Source organism: Xanthomonas cissicola, assembly GCF_008801575.1.
GTDB lineage: Bacteria > Pseudomonadota > Gammaproteobacteria > Xanthomonadales > Xanthomonadaceae > Xanthomonas > Xanthomonas cissicola.
In genome coordinates, this window is the sequence record NZ_VZPL01000019.1 from 22,126 (window position 1) to 42,052 (window position 19,927).

Annotated in this window: 15 protein-coding genes; 7 read left to right on the forward strand and 8 right to left on the reverse strand. The window is 66.3% G+C overall.

The annotated features are described in order from the left end of the window. Positions 1-168: 168 nt before the first annotated feature. Together pyk and F7R02_RS10370 are read left to right on the forward strand one after the other, a co-directional pair. Complete coding sequence (gene pyk, locus F7R02_RS10355; protein ID WP_003487265.1) at positions 169-1,635, forward strand: pyruvate kinase; 1,467 nt, start codon at positions 169-171, stop codon at positions 1,633-1,635. Positions 1,636-2,281: 646 nt separating this feature from the next. Continuing rightward, on the forward strand, positions 2,282-3,286 hold the full coding sequence (locus F7R02_RS10370) for a class I fructose-bisphosphate aldolase (RefSeq protein WP_078589178.1): 1,005 nt from the start codon (positions 2,282-2,284) through the stop codon (positions 3,284-3,286). A gap of 206 nt (positions 3,287-3,492) precedes the next feature. On the opposite strand, the gene F7R02_RS10375 is transcribed toward F7R02_RS10370, so the two are convergent. The 4 genes from F7R02_RS10375 to cobA form a co-directional block, all read right to left on the reverse strand. Continuing rightward, complete coding sequence (locus tag F7R02_RS10375; RefSeq protein WP_005930441.1) at positions 3,493-4,032, reverse strand: O-acetyl-ADP-ribose deacetylase; 540 nt, start codon at positions 4,030-4,032, stop codon at positions 3,493-3,495. Positions 4,033-4,228: 196 nt separating this feature from the next. Continuing rightward, positions 4,229-4,735, reverse strand: a complete 507-nt coding sequence (locus F7R02_RS10380) for a methyltransferase family protein (RefSeq protein ID WP_078589181.1) — start codon at positions 4,733-4,735, stop codon at positions 4,229-4,231. Positions 4,736-5,031: 296 nt separating this feature from the next. Further along, positions 5,032-5,991 (reverse strand): cysteine synthase A, encoded by a 960-nt coding sequence (gene cysK, locus F7R02_RS10385; protein WP_005914507.1) that lies wholly within the window; start codon positions 5,989-5,991, stop codon positions 5,032-5,034. Positions 5,992-6,007: 16 nt separating this feature from the next. Further along, positions 6,008-7,210: a uroporphyrinogen-III C-methyltransferase gene (gene cobA, locus F7R02_RS10390; protein ID WP_005930435.1), complete on the reverse strand. Its 1,203-nt coding sequence runs from the start codon at positions 7,208-7,210 to the stop codon at positions 6,008-6,010. Positions 7,211-7,374: 164 nt separating this feature from the next. Here cobA and F7R02_RS10395 point away from each other — a divergent pair, with 164 nt between their 5' ends. After that, complete coding sequence (locus F7R02_RS10395) at positions 7,375-8,358, forward strand: LysR family transcriptional regulator (RefSeq protein WP_003487249.1); 984 nt, start codon at positions 7,375-7,377, stop codon at positions 8,356-8,358. 8 nt (positions 8,359-8,366) lie between these two features. Beyond that, a complete protein-coding gene (locus tag F7R02_RS10400) occupies positions 8,367-8,648 on the forward strand; it encodes a hypothetical protein (protein ID WP_003487247.1) in 282 nt (93 codons plus the stop codon). Positions 8,649-9,492: 844 nt separating this feature from the next. Here F7R02_RS10400 and F7R02_RS10410 read toward each other — a convergent pair. Continuing rightward, positions 9,493-10,689, reverse strand: a complete 1,197-nt coding sequence (locus F7R02_RS10410) for a sensor histidine kinase (protein ID WP_005922378.1) — start codon at positions 10,687-10,689, stop codon at positions 9,493-9,495. Positions 10,690-10,992: 303 nt separating this feature from the next. Between F7R02_RS10410 and F7R02_RS10415 the strand changes: the two genes are divergently transcribed. From F7R02_RS10415 to F7R02_RS10425, 3 genes are all read left to right on the forward strand, one after another. Continuing rightward, positions 10,993-11,430, forward strand: coding sequence for a DUF2946 family protein (locus F7R02_RS10415; protein ID WP_005930419.1), 438 nt, complete (start codon positions 10,993-10,995; stop codon positions 11,428-11,430). Positions 11,431-11,625: 195 nt separating this feature from the next. Next, positions 11,626-13,629 (forward strand): TonB-dependent receptor, encoded by a 2,004-nt coding sequence (locus tag F7R02_RS10420; RefSeq protein WP_167521009.1) that lies wholly within the window; start codon positions 11,626-11,628, stop codon positions 13,627-13,629. Next, positions 13,629-15,302, forward strand: a complete 1,674-nt coding sequence (locus F7R02_RS10425; protein WP_078589183.1) for a PepSY-associated TM helix domain-containing protein — start codon at positions 13,629-13,631, stop codon at positions 15,300-15,302. The genes F7R02_RS10420 and F7R02_RS10425 overlap by 1 nt, the downstream gene beginning before the upstream one ends. Positions 15,303-15,435: 133 nt before the next feature. On the opposite strand, the gene F7R02_RS10430 is transcribed toward F7R02_RS10425, so the two are convergent. From F7R02_RS10430 to F7R02_RS10440, 3 genes are all read right to left on the reverse strand, one after another. Next, entirely contained in the window at positions 15,436-16,161 is a 726-nt protein-coding gene (locus F7R02_RS10430) for a phosphoadenylyl-sulfate reductase (RefSeq protein ID WP_003487235.1), read from the reverse strand. Beyond that, positions 16,158-17,864: an assimilatory sulfite reductase (NADPH) hemoprotein subunit gene (cysI, locus tag F7R02_RS10435; protein WP_078589185.1), complete on the reverse strand. Its 1,707-nt coding sequence runs from the start codon at positions 17,862-17,864 to the stop codon at positions 16,158-16,160. Before cysI ends, F7R02_RS10430 begins: the two co-directional genes overlap by 4 nt. Positions 17,865-17,972: 108 nt before the next feature. Next, positions 17,973-19,820 (reverse strand): assimilatory sulfite reductase (NADPH) flavoprotein subunit, encoded by a 1,848-nt coding sequence (locus F7R02_RS10440; protein ID WP_078589186.1) that lies wholly within the window; start codon positions 19,818-19,820, stop codon positions 17,973-17,975. Between the last annotated feature and the right edge of the window lie 107 nt (positions 19,821-19,927).

Sequence of the window (19,927 nt, forward strand, 5' to 3'; positions counted from 1 at the left end):
GTTAGGGTGGCGACCGTTCGCCTTGCTCATGGCAGCGCGGGCGCAGGCGTACGTACTGTCCCGCACTGTCTGTAAGACATGCCGGAATCGGAGGAAGGCTATGCCGCAATGCCATCCTCGGTACGTGACGTGTGTGTTAAGTTTCGCGGCTTTTACAGGGAGGCCATCATGAAAGAACGTCAACGCCGCACCAAGATCCTCGCCACCCTCGGACCGGCAACGGATGCGCCCGGTGTGCTGGATACGCTGTTCAAGGCAGGCGTCAACGTGGTGCGCCTCAACTTCAGCCATGGCGACCCCTCCGGCCAGGCCAAGCGTGCCGCCGAAGTGCGTGCCGCTGCGGCCCGCGTCGGTGCCGAAGTCGGCATCCTGGCCGACTTGCCGGGCCCGAAGATCCGTATCGAACGTTTTGCCGAAGGCAAGATCAAGCTGACCATGGGCGATCGCTTCGACCTGGTGGCCGATGCCAACGCGCCGGCTGGCGACCAGACACAGGTTGGCGTCAGCTATCTGGGTCTGCCGCAGGACGTGACTGCCGGCGACGTCCTGCTGCTCGACGATGGCCTGATGCAGTTGCAGGTCACCGATGTGCAGGGCGCGCGCATCGTCACCAAGGTGTTGAACGATGGCGTGCTGTCCGACCGCAAGGGCCTCAACAAGCAGGGCGGTGGTCTGTCGCTGGGCGCGTTGACCGAACGCGACAAGGAACTGATCGGCATCGTTGCCAAGATCGGCGTGGACTTCATCGCGGTGTCGTTCTGTCGTAACGCGCAGGACATGCACGACGCACGTCAGATCGCCCAGCAGCATGGCTGCGATGCGCAACTGGTGTCCAAGATCGAGCGCACCGAGGCGATCGAAAACCTGGTCGAGATCGTCGAAGCCTCCGATGTGGTGATGGTGGCGCGTGGCGACCTGGGCGTTGAAATCGGCGACGCCGAATTGCCGGGCCTGCAGAAGAAGATCATTCGCGAATCGCTGGCGCAGAACAAGGTGGTGATCACCGCCACGCAGATGCTGCAGTCGATGGTCGAAAGCCCGATCCCCACCCGCGCCGAAGTGCTGGACGTGGCCAACGCGGTCATCGACGGCACCGACGCGGTGATGCTCTCGGCCGAGACCGCCGCCGGCGCCTACCCGGTGCGTGCGGTGGAAGCGATGGCGCGCATCTGTCTGGGGGCCGAACACCAGTTCGAGTTCGATACCGACTTCGAAGCGGCGCAACGCAATCTGCAGCGCGCCGACCAGGCGATTGCGATGGCGACCATGTTCCTGTCCGAGCACATCGGCCTGGGCGGCGTGGTGGCGTTGACCGAATCCGGCGGCACGCCGCGCTTCCTGTCGCGCTTCCGCTCCAATATGCCGATCTACGCCTTCACCCGTCACGATGGCGCACGCCGCCAGATGGCGATGATGCGTGGCGTGTTCCCGATCAGCTTCGACAGCCGCGGCCTGACCCCGCGCGAGGCCGCACGTGCGGCGATCCGCCTGCTGGTGGAGAACGAGCGCATGGGGCCTGGCGACCGCGTGGTCTTTACCAGTGGCGAGCACATGGAAACCCACGGCGCCACCAACACGCTGCGCCTGCTGGAAGTGGGCGAAGACGGCCGCGCCACCGGTCTGGGCGAGCTGTAACGTCTGTCGACCGCATCCGGCGCATGACCTGAGCCGGAACAGACGCGCCACACAACGGCGGCCCCAGGGCCGCCGTTGTGCGATGTGGCGACCTGGCCGCTGGGCGCGCGCCAGCAACACGTAGGAGCGCACCTGGGCGCGACGGGCTGTATCGGGCATGCCCGTCGCGCCCGGGTGCGCCCGGGCGTCGCCGGATCGTTGGTCAACGGCCGGATCCGGCGAGTACCCAATGCCCACCACCTCACACGCGCACTGCTGCAACGGTGCTGGTGATGGCGGAACAAGACGCTGTCCACGATGTAACGCATGCCGCAGGCGCAGCTCTGTGTCGACAGACGAAGCAGCAACGCGGCCAACCCTCAAGGTGCCAGCTAACTCACGCATGGCTCGGTATCAACGCGCCAGCGCAGTCACTGCAGCCATGTGCATCCCAGCAGCGCAAGCGCCACGCCGCGCACCATGCTCGGCTTTGCCGATTCCCGATTCCCGATCCCCGATCCCCGATCCCCGATCCCCGCGATGCGAGCACGCAGCACACATCCTGTCACGCACGCACGTGTAATCGGTTGCAGGCATTCCGTGAAGGAATGTGTACGACTTTCGTCGCTATACTTTCGTTCTCCCCCGCAGCTGCCACAGGAACTACATGAGCATCGAACAGCTTGCCGAAACCGCCCAGGCGATGGTCGCCCCGGGTAAGGGCATCATCGCCATCGACGAATCGACCAGCACGATCGCCAAGCGTTTTGCCAGCGTCGGCATCGAGAACATCGAAGAGAACCGTCGCGCCTATCGCGAACTGTTGCTGACCACGCCCAAGCTGAGCGACTACATCTCCGGCGCCATCCTGTTCGACGAGACCATCCGTCAGAAGACCAAGGATGGCGCGCCGTTCGCCGAGTACATGACCGCCCACGGCATCATCCCGGGCATCAAGGTCGACAGGGGCGCGCAGCCGCTGGCCGGCATGCCGGGCGAGCTGGTGACCGAAGGCCTGGACGGCCTGCGTGCGCGTCTGGAGGAGTACTACACGCTGGGTGCGCGCTTCGCCAAGTGGCGTGCGGTCATCAATATCGGCGAAGACATTCCGTCCGGCACCTGCATCGAGGCCAACTCGCATGCGCTGGCGCGTTACGCTGCGCTGTGCCAGGAACAAGGCTTGGTGCCGATGGTCGAGCCGGAAGTGATCATGGACGGCAGCCACGACATCGAAACCTGCTACGAAGTGACCGAAGCCGCGCTGCGCTCGCTGTTCGGTGCGCTGTATGAGCAGAACGTCGTGCTCGAGGGCACCATCCTGAAGGCCTCGATGGTGATCTCCGGCAAGAGCTGCGAAGAGCAGGCCAGTATCGAAGAGGTGGCCGAATCCACCGTGATGTGCCTGAAGTCCACCGTGCCGGCGATCCTGCCGGGCATCGTGTTCCTGTCCGGCGGCCAGACCGACGAGCAGTCCACCGCCCACCTCAACGAAATGCACCAGCTCGGCAATCTGCCCTGGCCGCTGAGCTTCTCCTACGGCCGCGCCATGCAGCAGGCCGCGCTGAAGCTGTGGGCCAAGGACATGACCGGCAACTTCGCCAAGGCGCAGCAGGTCATCTACGAGCGCGCGAAGGAAAACGGCCTGGCTGCGCTGGGTAAGTGGAAGGGTTGATCGATTGATGAGGGCTGCAAGGCCGCCGCATCGATAGAACAAAAACGCCGGCAGCGATGCCGGCGTTTTTGTTTGCTGCATCCACGGGTTCGATGCCGCGCGAAAACGCAAAGGGCGCCGCTCGGCGCCCTTTGCTCAATCAACATCGCTCCATGGATTGCTCATCCAGCCGGTCGATGCGACATGCTGCCCACGTCAATCCAATCTCAGGCCGCCGCAGTTTCCTGCGTCGCCAACGCTTGCTGGTAGGCCTTATAGGTCGCCTCGTTATAGGCCACCAAGACGATGTGCTTGGGCACCTTGTGCGAGCGCTGCCAATCGCGCGTTTCGGTCACGGCGATGCGGGCCGCCTGATGCAGCGGGTAGCCGTAAATCCCGCAGCTGATCGCCGGGAACGCAATCGAGTGCAGCATCATCTGTTCGGCGAGTTTCAGCGATTGCCAATAGCAATTGGCCAGCTGTTCGGGCTCGTTATGCCTGCCGTCGCGCCACACCGGGCCAACGGTATGAAAGATGTGGCGTGCCTTCAGATCGAAGCCGTCGGTGATGCGGATTTCGCCGGTGGGACAACGCACGCCTGGACGCACTTGCGGCAGTGCTTCGCAGGCTTCCAGCAAGCGCGGGCCGGCGGCACGGTGGATGGCGCCATCGACGCCACCACCGCCGAGCAGGGATTCGTTGGCGGCGTTGACGATGACGTCGACGTCGAGTTCGGTGATGTCGCCTTGCCAGACTTCGATTCTCATAGCGCGATAATTATGCGAATTGCATGATGGGCGCGTGATGGGGAGCACGCTGCGGAATCGGCACGCTATCGGCCATTCATCTCACCTGCTGCGACTGTCTGACGGGGTGAATGCATGCCGTCCCGTGTCGGGCCGGGCGCTCTTTTGGAGCGATCGGCAGCAACCATTGTCACGCGCGAGGTGATGCGTGTTGCGGCTACAACCAGCGGCGGACACTTACGCAGTAGTCGTTGTAGTGGCGGCCGAATTCGGCGCGTGGACGCGCCTCTTCGAACGGGATGACATAGCGCTGCAGCGCAAGCCACGGCAGCGGCACCAACACAACCGCCCACAGCAGGCCAAGTTGCAGGCACAGGCCGACGTAGCTCAGCACCAAGGCCAGGTACATCGGGTTGCGGGTGACGCGATACGGGCAGTCCAGCACCAGGCGCGAGGGGTGACCGCTGGGCATGATGGTGGTGCGCCGACGCGCGAACAGGATGAAGAAGCTCACCGCCAGCGCCAGGCCGAGACAGGCGATGCCGCCGCCCACCACTTCGATCCAGGCCAGTGGCGTGGGAGGGGGGAGAGGCAGATCCAGCGCCTCTTGCAGCCATGCGCCCAGCCCCAGGGCTAGCGCGAAGTGGACCGGGGAGGTCATTTTTACCAGCCATGGCGCCCGCGCGGCGCGGGTCTCGCTGTGTCCATACGGCTGGTTGCTCACACATCTCTCCCTACATCGCGGCCGCCATCCTAACGTTTCCTTGACATGGACGGGAGTGCGGGCGTGTCTGTAGCTGGAAACAGAACGGAGCTGCACCTAGCGCAAGGCGTGCCGGGCGCGCTGCCACGTCCTTGGTTTCGGCAATACCGCGTGCGCTTTCGCCTCGAGGCGGTCACGGATCGCGAGCATGAAGTGCCCGCCGCGACGCGGCGTCTTCCGGCGCAAATACACTGTTCAGCCGTGGCCAAAAAGCCGCGCATTGCGCGGCTTCAGGTCTGGTCATCAACTGCGCCCGATCAGGGCAGCCCGGCCAGCCAGTCGTCGTCGGAGCCTTCGTTGATGTCGGCGAAGAGCGGGGTCGAGAAGTAGCGCTCGCCAGTGTCGGGCAGCATCGCCAGGATGACGGCGCCAGGCACCGCGCCTTCTGCCACGCGCAGCGCGGTGGCGACGGTGGCGCCGCCGGAGATGCCGGTGAAGATGCCTTCTTCGGCGGCCAGGCGCCGCGCCACGGTGATGGCGTCGGTGTCTTCCACGCTCAGCACCTCATGGGCGACCTCGCGGTTGAGCACCTCGGGTATGAAGTCCGGGGTCCAGCCCTGGATCTTGTGCGGTTTCCAGTCCTGGCCTTGCAGCAAGGCGGCGCCAGCCGGCTCCGAGGCGGTGATGCGCACTTCCGGGCGCGCAACGCTCAGGACCTCGCCCACGCCGGTGAGGGTGCCGCCGGTGCCCCAGCCGGTGACGAAATGGTCCAGCCGGTGGCCGGCGAAATCGCGCAGGATCTCGGCGGCGGTGGTGTTGCGGTGGTAGGCCGGGTTGGCCGGATTGGCGAACTGGCTGGCCAGGAACCAGCCGTGCTGTTCGGCCAGCTCTTTCGCTTTGCGCACCATGCCGCTGCCGCGCTCGGCAGCCGGCGTCAGGATGACCTTGGCGCCATAGGCACGCATCAGCTTGCGGCGTTCGATGGAGAAGGTTTCCACCATGGTGGCGACGAACTTGTAGCCGCGTGCTGCGGCCACCATGGCCAGTGCCACGCCGGTGTTGCCGGAGGTGGCTTCGACGATGGTGTCGCCGGGCTTGAGCAGGCCGCGCTGTTCGGCGTCTAGGATGATCGCCAGTGCCAGCCGGTCCTTGACCGAGCCGCCGGGATTGAACGATTCGACCTTGACGTACAAGGTCACGTTATCCGGGGCGAGGCGTTGGAGCTTGACCACCGGGGTGCGGCCGATGGTGTCGAGAATGTTGTCGTACAGGGCCATGGGGTCTCCGTCGGAATCAGGCTGCGTGGGCCAGTGTGGGCGTGTGGGGCGTTGCGCCGGGTGAGTGCGGCGGCGAGGCGCTCAGCGGCGCGCTGCCGAACCAATGCAGCGTCTGCGCCAGTGCCGTTACCTCGCCCAGGATCAGCAGCGCCGGTGCGGTCACGGCGTGCTGCCGGGCGCTGGCGGCCAGGTTGGCGAGCGTACCGGTGATTACCCGTTGCTGCGGGCGCGAGCCGTTTTCGACCAGCGCAAACGGGGTGGTGGGTGCGCGGCCGGCCTGCAGCAGGCGTTGCTGGATGGCGTCCAGACCGGCCACGCCCATGTAGAACGCCAGGGTCTGGCGTTCCTGGCCAAGCGCCTGCCAATCCAGCGTGTCCAGCGAATCCTTGCAGTGCGCGGTGATCAGCCGCAGCGATTGCGCATGGTCGCGGTGGGTGAGCGGAATGCCGGCATAGGCGGCGCAGGCGATCGCGGCGGTGATGCCGGGAATGACCTGAAAGCCGATGCCGTGCGCGCGCAGGAATTCCAGCTCTTCGCCGCCGCGGCCGAACACGAATGGGTCGCCGCCCTTCAGCCGTACCACGCGGCGACCGGCCCGGGCGTGTTCCAGCATCAGGCCGTGAATCTGTTCCTGCCGGGTGCTATGGCCTTGCGCCGACTTGCCGACCTCGATGAGGTGCGCGCCGTGCCGAGCCAGGCGCAGGATCTGCGGGCTGACCAGGCGGTCGTGCAGCACCACCTCGGCCTGACGCAGTGCGCGCAGCGCATGTCGGGTGAGCAGGCCCGGATCGCCGGGGCCGGCGCCGACCAGGCTTACGTTGCCGGGCGCCAGCGTGCCGATCGCGCTGCGCGGTCCTGTGGAGCGCGCAGGAACCGTTGCGGACGCCGCAGGCGCTGCGGCGTGGGTCAGCAGCCGATGGGCACTTGCTGCTTGGCGCAGGGCGTCGTTGAGCGCTGCCGATTCGCTGGCGGCGACGGTGAGCCATAGCGGTTGGTCGGACTGCGCCAGCCATGCCGGGTCGAACCGACCGGCCAACCAGCGCAGCCGCCCTGCCTGCGCCCAGTGCCGCAACTGCGCGGAGAGCTCGGGCGCGCCGACCAGCGGCAGCGCACCGGCCTGCAGCAACTGGCCAGTGGCGTGCTCGGCATCGGCGCCGCCGCCGACCACCAGGACGGCACGGCCACGCAGGTCGGCAAGCAGCGGGAACGCAGGAGTCACGGTTCGGCAGCATCGTTGGAGGAGGGCCAGACCGTAACGCCGGCTTATAGCCGTCGGAAATGACTTCATACATCCTAAAAATAGCGTTCGGTTATAAGCTGGCCCGCAGAACTCCTCTACAGTCGAATCCCTTATAGCGCCTCGCGCTTTTTTGGATATAAGCCATGACGCTGACCCAACTTCGCTATCTGGTGGCCATCGCCGATGCCGAGCTGAACATCACCCTGGCCGCCGCGCGCGTGCATGCGACCCAGCCTGGCTTGTCCAAGCAGCTCAAGCAGTTGGAGGACGAACTCGGCTTTCTGCTGTTCGTGCGCAAGGGGCGCAGCCTGGATGCAGTGACGCCGGCCGGTGTGGAAGTGATCGAGCGCGCGCGTGCAGTGCTGTCGGAGGCCAACAACATCCGCACCTATGCCGCCAACCAGCGCCGCGAAAGCCAGGGCCAGCTGACCCTGACCACCACCCATACCCAGGCCCGCTTCGTGCTGCCGCCGGCGGTGGCGCAGATCAAGAATGCCTACCCGCAAGTGAGCGTGCATCTGCAGCAGGCCGCCGAAAGTGCGGCCCTGGATCTGCTGAGCCAGGGCGATGCGGACATCGCGGTGGTCAGCACCGCCGGTGGCGAGCCGAGCGCCGGCATCGCAGTGCCGCTATACCGCTGGCGGCGGCTGGTGGTGGTGCCGCGGGGGCATGCATTGGATCACCCACGCACGGCGCCGGACATGCATGCGCTGGCCGAACATCCGCTGATCAGTTACGAATCCTCCACCCGGCCGGGCTCCTCGCTGCAGCGCGCGTTTGCGCAGGTGGGACTGGAGCCGAGCATCGCGCTGACCGCGCTGGATGCCGACCTGATCAAGACCTATGTGCGCGCAGGGCTTGGCGTGGGATTGGTCGCGGAAATGGCGGTCAACGCCTTCGACGAGGATCTGCGCGCCTGGCCGGCGCCCGCGCCGATTGCCGAGTGCATCGCCTGGGCGGTGCTGCCGCGCGACCGCGTCCTGCGCGACTACGCCCTGGATCTGGTGCATGTGCTCGCGCCGCAAATCGACAAGCGCGATCTGCGCCGGGTGCTGGACGGCAATCAGGCACCGAACTGGCCCCTGCCGCCGACCTGGGAATCGCTGACCCAGACCATCACCAGCTGAGCGGCACGATGACCGAGCCACTGCGTCCGGCACTGAGCAGACTGTGGTCGTCCGAGCCGGACGGCGGCATGTCGCTGCAACTATCGGCCAGCATCGAGGGCCGCGAGCATGAGGTACTGACGGTGCTGGCCGACCCGCGCGACGAAGCGTTATGGGTGGCCGTGCAGGCGGGCAGCACGCGTGTGCAGATCCCGCTGGCGGTGCTGCGCAAGGCGCTGGACGTTGCGGCCGAGGATGTGCATTCGGCGGAGTGGTTCGCGCGCCAGGATGCGGCTGCGTCCGACGTCTGACGCTGCGATATGGGCGGCTAGCACACCCTCGCGAGCAGTCGTCAGGCGGTGTAGACAGCGCACAGGAGTGGGACTGGACGTGTGTGCATATCCGTTCCAGGTACTGGCTGCCTGGCGGTGCAATCGGTGCGTTCGCGATGACGCCGGTGCTGCGCTGCAGCGCAACTGCCCCGAAAAAATGTCTATAGGATCAAGGCGATGCGCATGTGCCCAACTGCGCCGCAGCGTGTGCTGTGGGTGATTTTCCCTACCCGTGTCAGGGCGATGCAGTTGGCGTCTACCGGGCGCATCAAGTTGCGTGCTGCGTTGTCGAAAACCCTTATAGCAACCATGACGCGACACTCTCGGACGTCTAGGGGTGGACGGCGCAGAGCTGGCGATGCAGGTGATCGCATCGCCGGTGTGTTTCGCGGTGTCGTCGAAGGTTGCTAGCGCTGTCGCATCGCTGTTGCGCGAGGCTGTGCACAGAGCGGCTGGCGCATCCGGGTCCCTGGGGAGAGGCCTGGCGTGCTTGGCGGCGGACCCGGGTCGGGAGCCCGGGTCCGCCTTTTTTTGTTCCGCAGCGGCACCTCGGTTGAAGATGGAACACCGCTCAGACGTGCCATGCCACTGCAGACAGTGCGCGATCCGGGCCGGCGCTGGTTTCCATGCCTGCGGCGAGCCGCCGGGTCTCCGCGGTCGCCGCTGACGCGGGCTTTCGCGTGGCATGTGGTGTCGGCTGCTGCAACGTCGGCGCGACGGGATGGAGTGGCCGCGCGTTCTGGTCTGGCCGCAGACCGCTGCCCCAACCGGTAAACCCCAGGCGTTCGCCGCGCAGCCCGAGCACGCTGCGGGCCACACATCTTTAGGCCAATGGAATCCGCACCGAAAAACAGGTGCCGCCCTGCGGGCGCGGACGCACGTCCACTTCGCAGCCCAACGTCTCGGCAGTGCGATGCACGATCCACAGGCCGATGCCCAAACCGTCGCTGCGCGGGTCGGCCTGGCGGAACGCCTGGAAGACCTGCTCGGGTTGGTCCATGTTCAAGCCGATGCCGCTGTCGATGATGTTCACTTCCGCAAAACCGGGACGGCGGCGGGTGCCGACCAGCACGCGGCCGCGTTCGGTGTACTTGATGGCATTGCCGACCAGGTTGCCGATCAAGGTGGTCAGCAGCGTGGGGTGGCTGCGCACGCGCAGCGAGGTGTGCACATAGCGAAGGGCCAGATACTTGTCGATGGCTGGTTGACGCCACACGCCGAGGATCGAATGCAGCACGTCTTCCAGCTGCAGTGGCTGCAGGTCCGGCATGGCGGCCTTGCTCGCGGCCGCCAGCGTGGCCAGCTCGTCCAGGCTGCGGCCGACCAGGCTGATCGCGTCGCGCGCAGCGACCAGGTTGGGAACGGCGTCGACGTCGGCGTGCCGGCGCATCTTGTCGATGGCGTAGGCGGCAGTGCGCAATGGGGTCTTCAGATCGTGCCCGGCGATGGCCATCAGGCGGCTGCGGTAGCGATCGGATTCCTCGGCGATTGCCAGTGCGCGCCGAAATTCCAGCTGCGCCATGGTCTGGCGTGCCAATGCGCGCAGGGCTTCCACCTGCTCGTCGGTGAGCTGGCGCGGTTTCCGGTCGAGCACGCAGACCGTGCCAAGCGGCAGGCCGTCGGGTGTCTTCAACAAAGCACCTGCATAGAAATGCAGCGGCGCCTCGCCGGTGACCAGTGGGTTGCGCGCAAAGCGGATGTCTTCGCGCGTGTCGGGCACCACCAGTACATCGTTGTCGAGCAGCGCATGCGCGCACATCGACTTGAACAGCGGGGTCTCGCGCTCGCCCATCCCCAGCTCGCTCTTGAACCACTGGCGGTCCGCATCGACCAGGCTGATCAGCGCGATCGGCGTCTGGCAAATGATCGAGGCGAGCCGGGTGATGTCTTCGAAGGCCGCTTCGCGCGGGGTGTCGAGAATGCCGTAGCTGCGCAGCGCCTGCAGACGCAATGCTTCGCTGGGGGGCTTGGGTGCGCAGGGAAGCGGTTCGGCCGCTCGATCGGACAGGACGGTACTCATGCGCGTAGCTACAGGGTGGAAGCGGCAAGCATAGGGCATGCCAAGGCCCTTCATGTGTCTGCGGTCACAGAGGTCGGACGAAACTGTGACTGCCGACCAGGATGGCGGCGCGTGGACGAGGCCGGCGTGCGGCAAACGGGCCTGCGGCTGCAGCGGCTGGCCCATCCGGTTCTGGCGTGCCGGCTCCGGCGCATGCCTGGGCGCGGGTCATCCGGGTATGACCGGGCCAGCCGGGTGCGACATGCGGTCGCGCATCGGCCGCGACCATCGCCCCGGCTTGCGTGGCGGCTTACACTTCGACGCATGCTGCGTTTGTCCCGTCGCCATCGGTTGTTGCCCCTGCTTGCCTGTCTGGCGGTGGCGCTGATGCTGGTCGCACCGCTGATCAGCCGCTGGAGCCAGGCGCAACCGATCGAGCCGATGTGCATGGGTGTTCCAGCGTTGTCTGCAGCGCGCGCGCTGCAGGCCGGTCATCGAACCCAGCCGGCCGGTCTGGCTGCGGATGCGCACTCCGGCGCCGTAGCGAACATGCAGCACGCCGGCACCCACGACGCAGCGACACATGGGCAAGCCTGCGATTACTGCGTCTTGGCCGCACGCTTGCTGCCATTGCTGATCGTGGCGTTGCTGTGCCTGCTGCAACCGCGGCCGGCTCCGGCTCCGGTGCTCACCCAGGCAGGCGCACGCTCGGTCTTTCGATGGGCCGCACTCGGCGCACGTGGACCACCGCTGGCCGCCTAAGGTGGCCCCTGTGCGGGCGTCCACGCAGCGATGCCCCGTGCGCGCCTGAGATTTTCGGCGTCCCTGCCGGGCAGTGCGGGCGACTCGCGTCTTATCGAATGATGCCGATGCGCGCCGCAATGGTGGCAGCGCACGGCTGTGCGGCCGTGCAGTCACGGCGAAGGGTTGGTCATGCGTCTGCGGTTGTTGAAAACGATGTGGTATGCGCCGTCGTTGGCGCTGGTGTGGGGGCCTGCATGCGATGTGCAGGCGCAAGACGCGGCACTCACGCTGGGCAAGGTGCAGGTGAGCGAACACGCGCAGCGCAGCCCGAGCACGGCGCGCGTGCTGAGCTCGGTGGATGTGATCGGCGGCGAGCTGCTGCACGATCAACATGTGGACTACAGCTGGGAACTGCTGATGCGCGCGCCCGGGGTGCAGGTCACCCAGTTCCGCATGGGCACCGATGCGGGGCGCTTTTCGTTCCGCGGATTCAATGGCGAGGGACGCATCAATGCGGTGAAACTGCTGATCGACGGCATCCCCAGCAACGACAATGCCGGCGCCATGCCGTACCTGGACGCGGTGTTTGCGCAGGACATCAGCGCGATCGAGATCGTGCGCGGCACCAACGACGCGCGCTATGGCTTGAATGCCATTGCCGGCAGCGTGGACGTGCTCACCCGTACCGGCGGCAACGACGGCCGCTTGAGCGTGACGGCCGGCAGCTTCGATGCGCGCGAAGTGCAACTCAGCAAAGGGTTCGAACAGGGCGCCTGGAGCCAGAACTATGTGCTGGCCTGGCGCGACTCGGACGGGTATCGCGATCATGCCGACGCACGCAAACGCAGCGTGGCGGGCAAGTGGTTCTACACCGACCCGGACGGTGCATTCCGCGCAGGGCTCACCACGCGGTACTACGACAACTACGCATTGGAAGCCGGCTATCTGGACGCCGCCACCGCGCGTGCGGCGCCGCGCAGCTCGCCGGACTATGCGCAGAACGACCGCAGCGAGCGTCGTGTGCGCCAGACTGCGTTGCATGCGGACGGTGCGCTTGGCGAGCAGGCGCAATGGAGCGCCAAGGCCTACCAGAACGACTACCGCAACCAACGCTGGGTGCGGTTTTCTGCGGCCGGGCTGCAGCAGGAACGCGATGCCGACGAAACCCATCGCGGGCTGTTGCTGCGTAGCAACTGGCAGCCGGACTGGGGCGCGCTGCAGGCCAACCTGGAAGCCGGGGTGGATGCGCAGTGGCAGGACAACCAGTCGCAGCGGTATCGCACCGTGGCCCGTGTGCGCGGGGCAAAGCTGCGCGATTGGGACTACGATCTGCGGACGCGTGGCGCGTATGTGCAGGCCGTGCTGACCCCCATTGCGCGCTTGCAGCTGGTGCCGGGGTATCGCATCGATCGTGTCGATGGACAGCTGCATGACGTGCTGGCCGGCAGCATTGCGCCAACCTACGACTACGGCACCATCAAGCAACCCAAGTTCAGTGCGAGCTACCGCGTGGGCGAGCAGAGCAGCGTGTATGCGAACTGGGGACGTACGTTCCAGATCGGCAGCGGCGATGGCGCCTACCGTCGCCAGCCCGGCAACCTGGGGCCCTCGATCAACGAAGGTTGGGAGACCGGCTTCAAGTTCGCGCCGTCGGCCCTGGTGGACGGGCGCCTGGCGTATTGGGAGCAGCGCGCATCCGGGGAGGTGGCCACTGTTTTCGGCGTCAATGGCGTGGTAGGCATCGGCGATGTGGCCAATGTCGGCCGTACGCTGCGGCGCGGGTGGGATGCGCAGCTCAACGTGCAGCCGGCTGAGCATTGGCGCGCGTGGGTCTCGTATTCGCGGCAGAAGGCCAGCATCGCCACGCCCGATCCGAGCGCCCCGGCCACGCGCGGAAAGGAAATCGAAAACGTGCCGCACTGGTTGGCCACCGCCGGGCTGGAGTGGCAGGTCGGTTCATCGGTGCAGGTGAGCGCCTGGGGCAATGCGCAAGGCGATTACTACCTGGAACGCACCAACACGCTGGGCCGCACCGGTGGCTACGCCTTGCTCAATCTGGGCGCGCGCTGGGCCGTGGATGCGCGCAATGCGCTCAGCCTGCAGCTACGCAACGTCACCGATCGTGCGTATGTGTACGCCTGGTACGACAGTGGCAGCTCCGGTTACTCACCCGGCGATGGGCGTGCGTTGTCGGTGTCGTGGGATTGGAGCTTCTGATGTCTGCAATCACCGATCGGGGAGGCGTCGCCGAGGCACGCCAGGGTAGCCGCTGGCGCTTCTATCGCGCGGTGTGGCGCTGGCATTTTTATGCCGGGCTGCTCGTGCTGCCTTTCATCATCTGGCTGGCGGTGACCGGGGCTGCGTTCCTGTACCAGGACGCCATCGACCGCAGCGTGCACCACGGGTTGAAGGTGGTGCCGATAGGCGATGCGCGCCTGCCCGCACAGCAGTTGGTTGCCGCTGCACAAGGGCGCTACGGCGGCAGCTTGTTTGTGTACACCACGCCCAAACGCGCCGATGCGAGCGCCGAGATCGGGCTGGTGAATGCGCAAGGCGTGCGGCGGGTGGCGTATGTCGATCCGTACCGTGCGCGGGTGTTGGGCGCCCTGCCCGAGCACGGCACGCTCAGCTGGACGATCCGCCGGCTGCATAGTCTTGCGCTGGTGGGGCCATATGCCCGCGGCCTGATCGAAATGGCCGGCGGATGGGCCATCGTGCTGGTGCTCACGGGGGTGTATCTGTGGTGGCCGCGCGGGCGACGCGGCGGCGTGATCAGTGTGCGTGGCAAACCGAAACAGCGGCTGTTCTGGCGCGACCTGCACGCAGTGACCGGTGCCGGGGTCGGTGCGATCCTGCTGTTTCTGGCGCTGACCGGCATGCCGTGGTCGTGGCTATGGGGCGCGCAGGTCAATCGCTGGGCCAATGGGCATGATTTCGGCTATCCGGCCGGGCTGCGCGTGCAGCAGCCGATGTCGCAGCAGCGCTTGGCCGACAGTGGCGAGCCAGCGTGGTCGTTGCGGCAGGCGCGCCTGCCGGAATCTGTGGTGCCTGCACAGCGAACTGGCGCGGTGGATGAGCACGCGCATGGTCAGCAAGCACGTGCGTTGCAGATGGGCGACGAGCATTTTGAGCACTCCGGGCACTCCGAGCACTCCGGGCACTCCGGGCACTCCGGGCACTCCGGGCACTCCGGGCACTCCGGGCACTCCGGGCACGGAGCGCTCCCAGCGAACGCAGCGCATGCAGGCCGCGAAGAACACGCAGCGCACCCTGGCCAGTCGGAGCACGCGGCCCAGCACGCGCACTCGGCAGACAACGCACATGCCGATCACGGCGATTCCGCTGGATTCGCTGCGCCGGGACGCGGCGCGATCGGTCTGGACGCAGCGATGGCGCGTTTCGAGGCACGCGGCATCCTGCCGGGATATAGCGTGGCGCCGCCGCGTGGTGCGGCCGGGGTCTATACCGCGTCGGTGTACCCGGCCGATCTGCAGCGGCAGCGGGTGATCCATTTGGATCAGTACAGCGGTGCGGTACTGCTGGACATGCGCTATCGCGACTACGGGCCGCTGGCCAGGCTGCTGGAATGGGGCATCAACGTGCATCTGGGGCAGCAATACGGCACTGCCAATCAGTTGATCCTGTTGTTCGCCTGCATCGCCATCGTGCTGTTGTGCGTCAGCGCGGCGGTGATGTGGTGGAAGCGCCGCCCCAGCGGTGGCTTGGGCGTACCGCCGTTGCCTGCCGACCCGCGCACGCTACGCGGCCTGATGGCGTTGCTGGTGCTGTGCGGGCTGATCTTCCCGCTGGTCGGCCTGTCGTTGTTGCTGATGTGGGCGTTCGATCGTTACTGGATGCGGCGCGCTCACGCCGATGCCTCGGCGGGGTGATGCGTGCGCCGGTGCATGAGTGCAGCTCGCAGCGCACTGCCGTTGCATCCTGGATGCAGCATGCCCATGCAGCTGCCGCACACGCTGGTGAAGCGTCACTCGTACAAGCGCAACTGGCAATGGGCCGCTGACGCTAGATATCTTCGTGGATGCCGCACTCGCGCTTCAGACCGTAAAAGCGCGTGTCTTCTTCGCGCATGCCGGGCTCCCAGCGACGCGTGGTGTGGAAATCGCCGATGGACACGTAGCCTTGTTCCCAGAGCGGGTGATACGGCAGGTCGTGCGCTTGCAGGTATTGCCACACATCGCGATCTGTCCAGTCGGCAATCGGGCTGATTTTGTAACGCTCGCCGCGTTTCTGCACGATCGGCGTCTGCGCGCGGCCGCCGGACTGGCTGCGGCGCAGGCCGGTAAACCAAGTGCCGACGTCGAGTTCGTTCAAGGCTCGGCGCATCGGTTCGACCTTGCGCAGATTGTTGTATTGATCGATGCCCACCATGCCTTGCTCCCACAGGCGGCCGTGGCGTGCTTCCATCCAGGCGCGGCTGACCAGCGGGCGATAGACCTTGAGATTGAGCTTGAGTCGCTCGGTCAAGGCATCGGCAAAACGGTAGGTTTCCGGAAACAGATAACCGGTGTCGATCAGGATTACCGGGATGTCCGGACGTTGCTGACTGAGCAGATGCAAGGTAACCGCCGATTGCGCGCCGAAGCTGGACGACAAGGCCGCGTTCTGCGGGCCGTGCTGCAGCGCCCAGGCCACGCGTTGATCGGCACGCAGCCCTTCCAGCTGCGCATTGAGCGCGTCCAGATCGTCGAACGCGGAAGAAGTGATCGATGCAGCAGGCAGCGCGGTCATGCGAGCAATTCCAGGTCGAGGCGACGGTGCGTGGGGTAGGGCGGCAATGCGATCACCCCGGCGCGATGCAGGAAATCGCCGAAGCCTTCATCGTTGGCGTGGTCGCGTTCGGCGGCATAGCGCGCCAACAGCGGTTCCAACGCGGCCAGGATCTCCGGCTCGGTGATGTTTTCGCGATACAGCGTATTGAGCCGCTGCCCGCGACGGTCACCACCCAGCATCAGGTTGTAGCGCCCGGGCGCCTTGCCGACCAGCGCGATCTCGGCAAGATACGGGCGCGAGCAGCCGTTCGGGCAGCCGGACAGGCGCAGCACGATCGGCGTCTCGGCCAGGCCGTGCTGTTGCAGCAGCGGCTGCAGCGCCGCGCTGAAATCGGGCAGATAGCGCTCGGCCTCGGCCATTGCCAGGCCACAGGTTGGCAGTGCCACGCAGGCCATTGCACCGCGCGCCAAGGCAGTGGCGGACTGGTTGCCGGCGTCCAGCCCGTAGTGCGCCACCAGCGCATCGACGCGTGCGCGCTCGCTGGCCAGTACGCCGGCGATCACCAGGTTCTGGTTGGGCGTCATGCGGAACTCGCCAACGTTCAACTGCGCGATTGCGCGCAACCCACTCAGATGTGCTGCGGTATCGGTGTCGGCAATGCGACCGGCCGGCAGCGACAGGGTCAGATGCCATAGCCCGTCTTCGCCTTCGACCCAGCCATAGCGGTCGCCGTTGTGGTCGAACGCGAACGGCTGCGCCGGTTGCAGTGCGAAGCCGGCGCGGCGTGCGATCTCGGCCACGATGGTGTCCAGCCCGTGGTCGTCGATGGTGTACTTGAAGCGTGCGCGCTTGCGCACCGCACGGTTGCCGAAGTCGCGTTGCGTGGTGACCACCGCAGCGGCGATATCCAGCAACTGTTTGCGGGTCACGAAGCCGATCACGTTGGCCACGCGCGGCCAGGTCTCGGCATCGCCGTGCGAGGCGCCCATGCCGCCACCGATGCTGACGTTGTAGCCCAGCAACTGCCCATCGCGCAGGATGGCGATAAAGCCCAGATCGTTGGCGAACACGTCCACATCGTTGAGCGGCGGTGCGGCGAAACCGATCTTGAATTTGCGCGGTAGATAGCGCTCGCCATAGATCGGCTCGTCCTCGCTGCCGGAGCCGGACACGCGCTCTTCGTCCAGCCAGATTTCGTAGTACGCCCGCGTGTTGGGCAACAGGTGTTCGGAAACGCGCGCGGCATCGGCATACAGCGTGGCATGCGCCTGCGACAGCAGCGGATTCGCGGCCACCTGCACGTTGCGATTCACATCGCCGCAGGCGGCCAGCGTATCGATCAGAGTGGCATTGATGGCCTGCATGGTGGCCTTCAATTCGCGCTTGATCACGCCATGAAACTGGAATGCCTGGCGCGTGGTGATGCGTAGCGAATGATTGGCGTAGCGGGTGGCGATGCCATCCAGTGCCAGCCATTGCGTGGGCGTGATCACCCCGCCCGGCGTGCGCGTGCGGATCATGAACTGGTACGCCGGCTCCAGCTTCTGCCGCCGCCGCTCGTCGCGAATATCGCGGTCGTCCTGCTGGTAGCTGCCGTGGTACTTGATCAGGGTCTGATCGTCCTCACGCAACGCACCGGTCACCGCATCGGCCAGGCTCTGTTCCAGCGACCCACGCAGACGGCGGCTTTCGGATTTGATGTCTTCGACGGAGTGGCTCATGAGAATCGAGAATCGGGAATGGGGAATCGTGAAAAGCGGCGCAGTTGGTCGGAAGAACTCGGACATGGGCTGTTCCCATTCCCGATTCCCCACTCGCGATTCCCGGCACTAATAGACATCCCGTGCATAGCGCCCCTCCACCTGCAGTTGGGTGAGATACGCGGCGGCGGCCTCGGCATCCTGGGCGCCGTGGGTGGCGACGATGTCGAGCAGGGCCGCATGCACGTCCTTGCCCATGCTGGTGGCGCCGCACACATACACGTGCGCGCCGCCCTGCAGCCAGGCATAGACCTCGGCGCCACGCGCGCGCAGGCGATGTTGCACGTAGAGCTTTTCGGCCTGGTCGCGCGAGAACGCCAGATCCAGCGCGTGCAACTCGCCGCGTCTCAGGGCCAGCTGCCATTCGGCCTGGTACAGGAAATCGGTATTGAAATGCTGGGCGCCGAAGAACAGCCAGTTACGGCCCTTGGCGCCGGTTTCCGCGCGCTCCTGCACGAAGCCGCGGAACGGCGCCACGCCGGTGCCCGGGCCGATCATCAGGATGTCGCGATCGGCATCGGCCGGTACCCGGAAGCGCTCGTTCGGTTCGATGTAGACCGGCGTGGTGTCGCCTTCGCCAAGCGCGGCCAGAAAGCCGCTGGCCGCACCCAGATGCGCATGCCCATGCGCCTGGTAGGTGACCTCGTCCACGGTCAGATGCACTTCATCGCCCACGCGCTTGCGGCTGGAGGCGATGGAGTACAGCCGCGGGGTGAGGGGACGCAGCGCGGCGAGCAGGCCGGCGTGGTCCCAATCCGCCGGCCAGCGGCGCAGCACGTCGATCACTTGATGATCGGCGAGCAGCGACGCCAGGCCGGCAGTCTGGGTGGGGGCGAGCAGCGCTTGCAGTTCTTGCGCGCCTGCGCGCTCGGCATGTGCGGTGAGGAACGGCCGCGATAGCTTGGTCAGTTCGCGCTGGGTGGCGAGCCATGCATGCAATGCCAATGTCTGCTCGCCGATGGTGACCGCGGCATCGCCGTCCAACCGCAAGGTCTGCAGCACCGCATCGACCAATGCGGGCGGATTGCGGTGGCGGATGCCCAGCGCGTCGCCCGGCTCATAGCTCAGGCCGCTGCCTTGCAGCGAAAATTCCAGATGCCGCACGCGCTTGCCGGGCGCCGAATAGACGCGAAATCCCGGGCCCTTGAAGTCGCGTCCGCTGATGATCTGATTGGACAACAACTCGGCGGCGAACGGCTGCTGGTGCGACCACACCGGCGTGGCCGGGCTGCTGCGCAGCGGCGTGACCGTGGCCGAGTGCAGGCCGCCCTTGAGCTGCTCGCGCGCATGCGTGAGCGCCTGTGCGCGCCACGGCAGGGCAACGCTGTCGATGTCCAGATCGGCTTCGCCGCGCGGCTGCACGCGGCTGCCGCCCAGTTCGGCCAGGCGCTCGTCGATGCGCCGGGCAATACCGCAGAAATCGGCATAACTGGAATCGCCCAGGCCCAGGACCGCGTACTTGAGCTCGGGCACCTTAGGCGCGCGACGGCTGGTCAGGAATTCCACCAGGCCGATCGCATCGTCTGGCGGGTCACCTTCGCCCTGGGTGCTGATCACCACATACAACAGCCGCTCACTGGCCAGCTCGCGGGTGGGGTAGGCGTCGGCGCGCACCAGGCGCACGCTCAGACCCGCGGCTTCGGCCTCGGCGGCTAGGTGCTCTGCCTCGCGACGGGCATTGCCGGTCTGGCTGCCGTACACCACGGTCAGGCGTTGGCCTTCCTGGGCGAGTGGGTGCGCCTGTCCGCCCGGCAACACCGCCAGCGAGCGCGGCGGATGGCCCTGCGCCAGCCCGGCAGCGTAGCCGGACAGCCACCACAGCGATGCGGTGTCCAGGCCGTCGACCAACCGGTCCAGCAGCACCTTGCGCTCGTCGGGCAAGGGGCTGGGCGGTAGCGCGGAACTGGCGGCGGTCATTCGGATCCGGGGGGCTTGATGAGAGTGACGATGTTAGGGAAGCGTTGCGCCCACCAGAAAGGAATTGCCGTTATCGCGTTATGCCGGGCGCTTATTTCGTGCAGTCA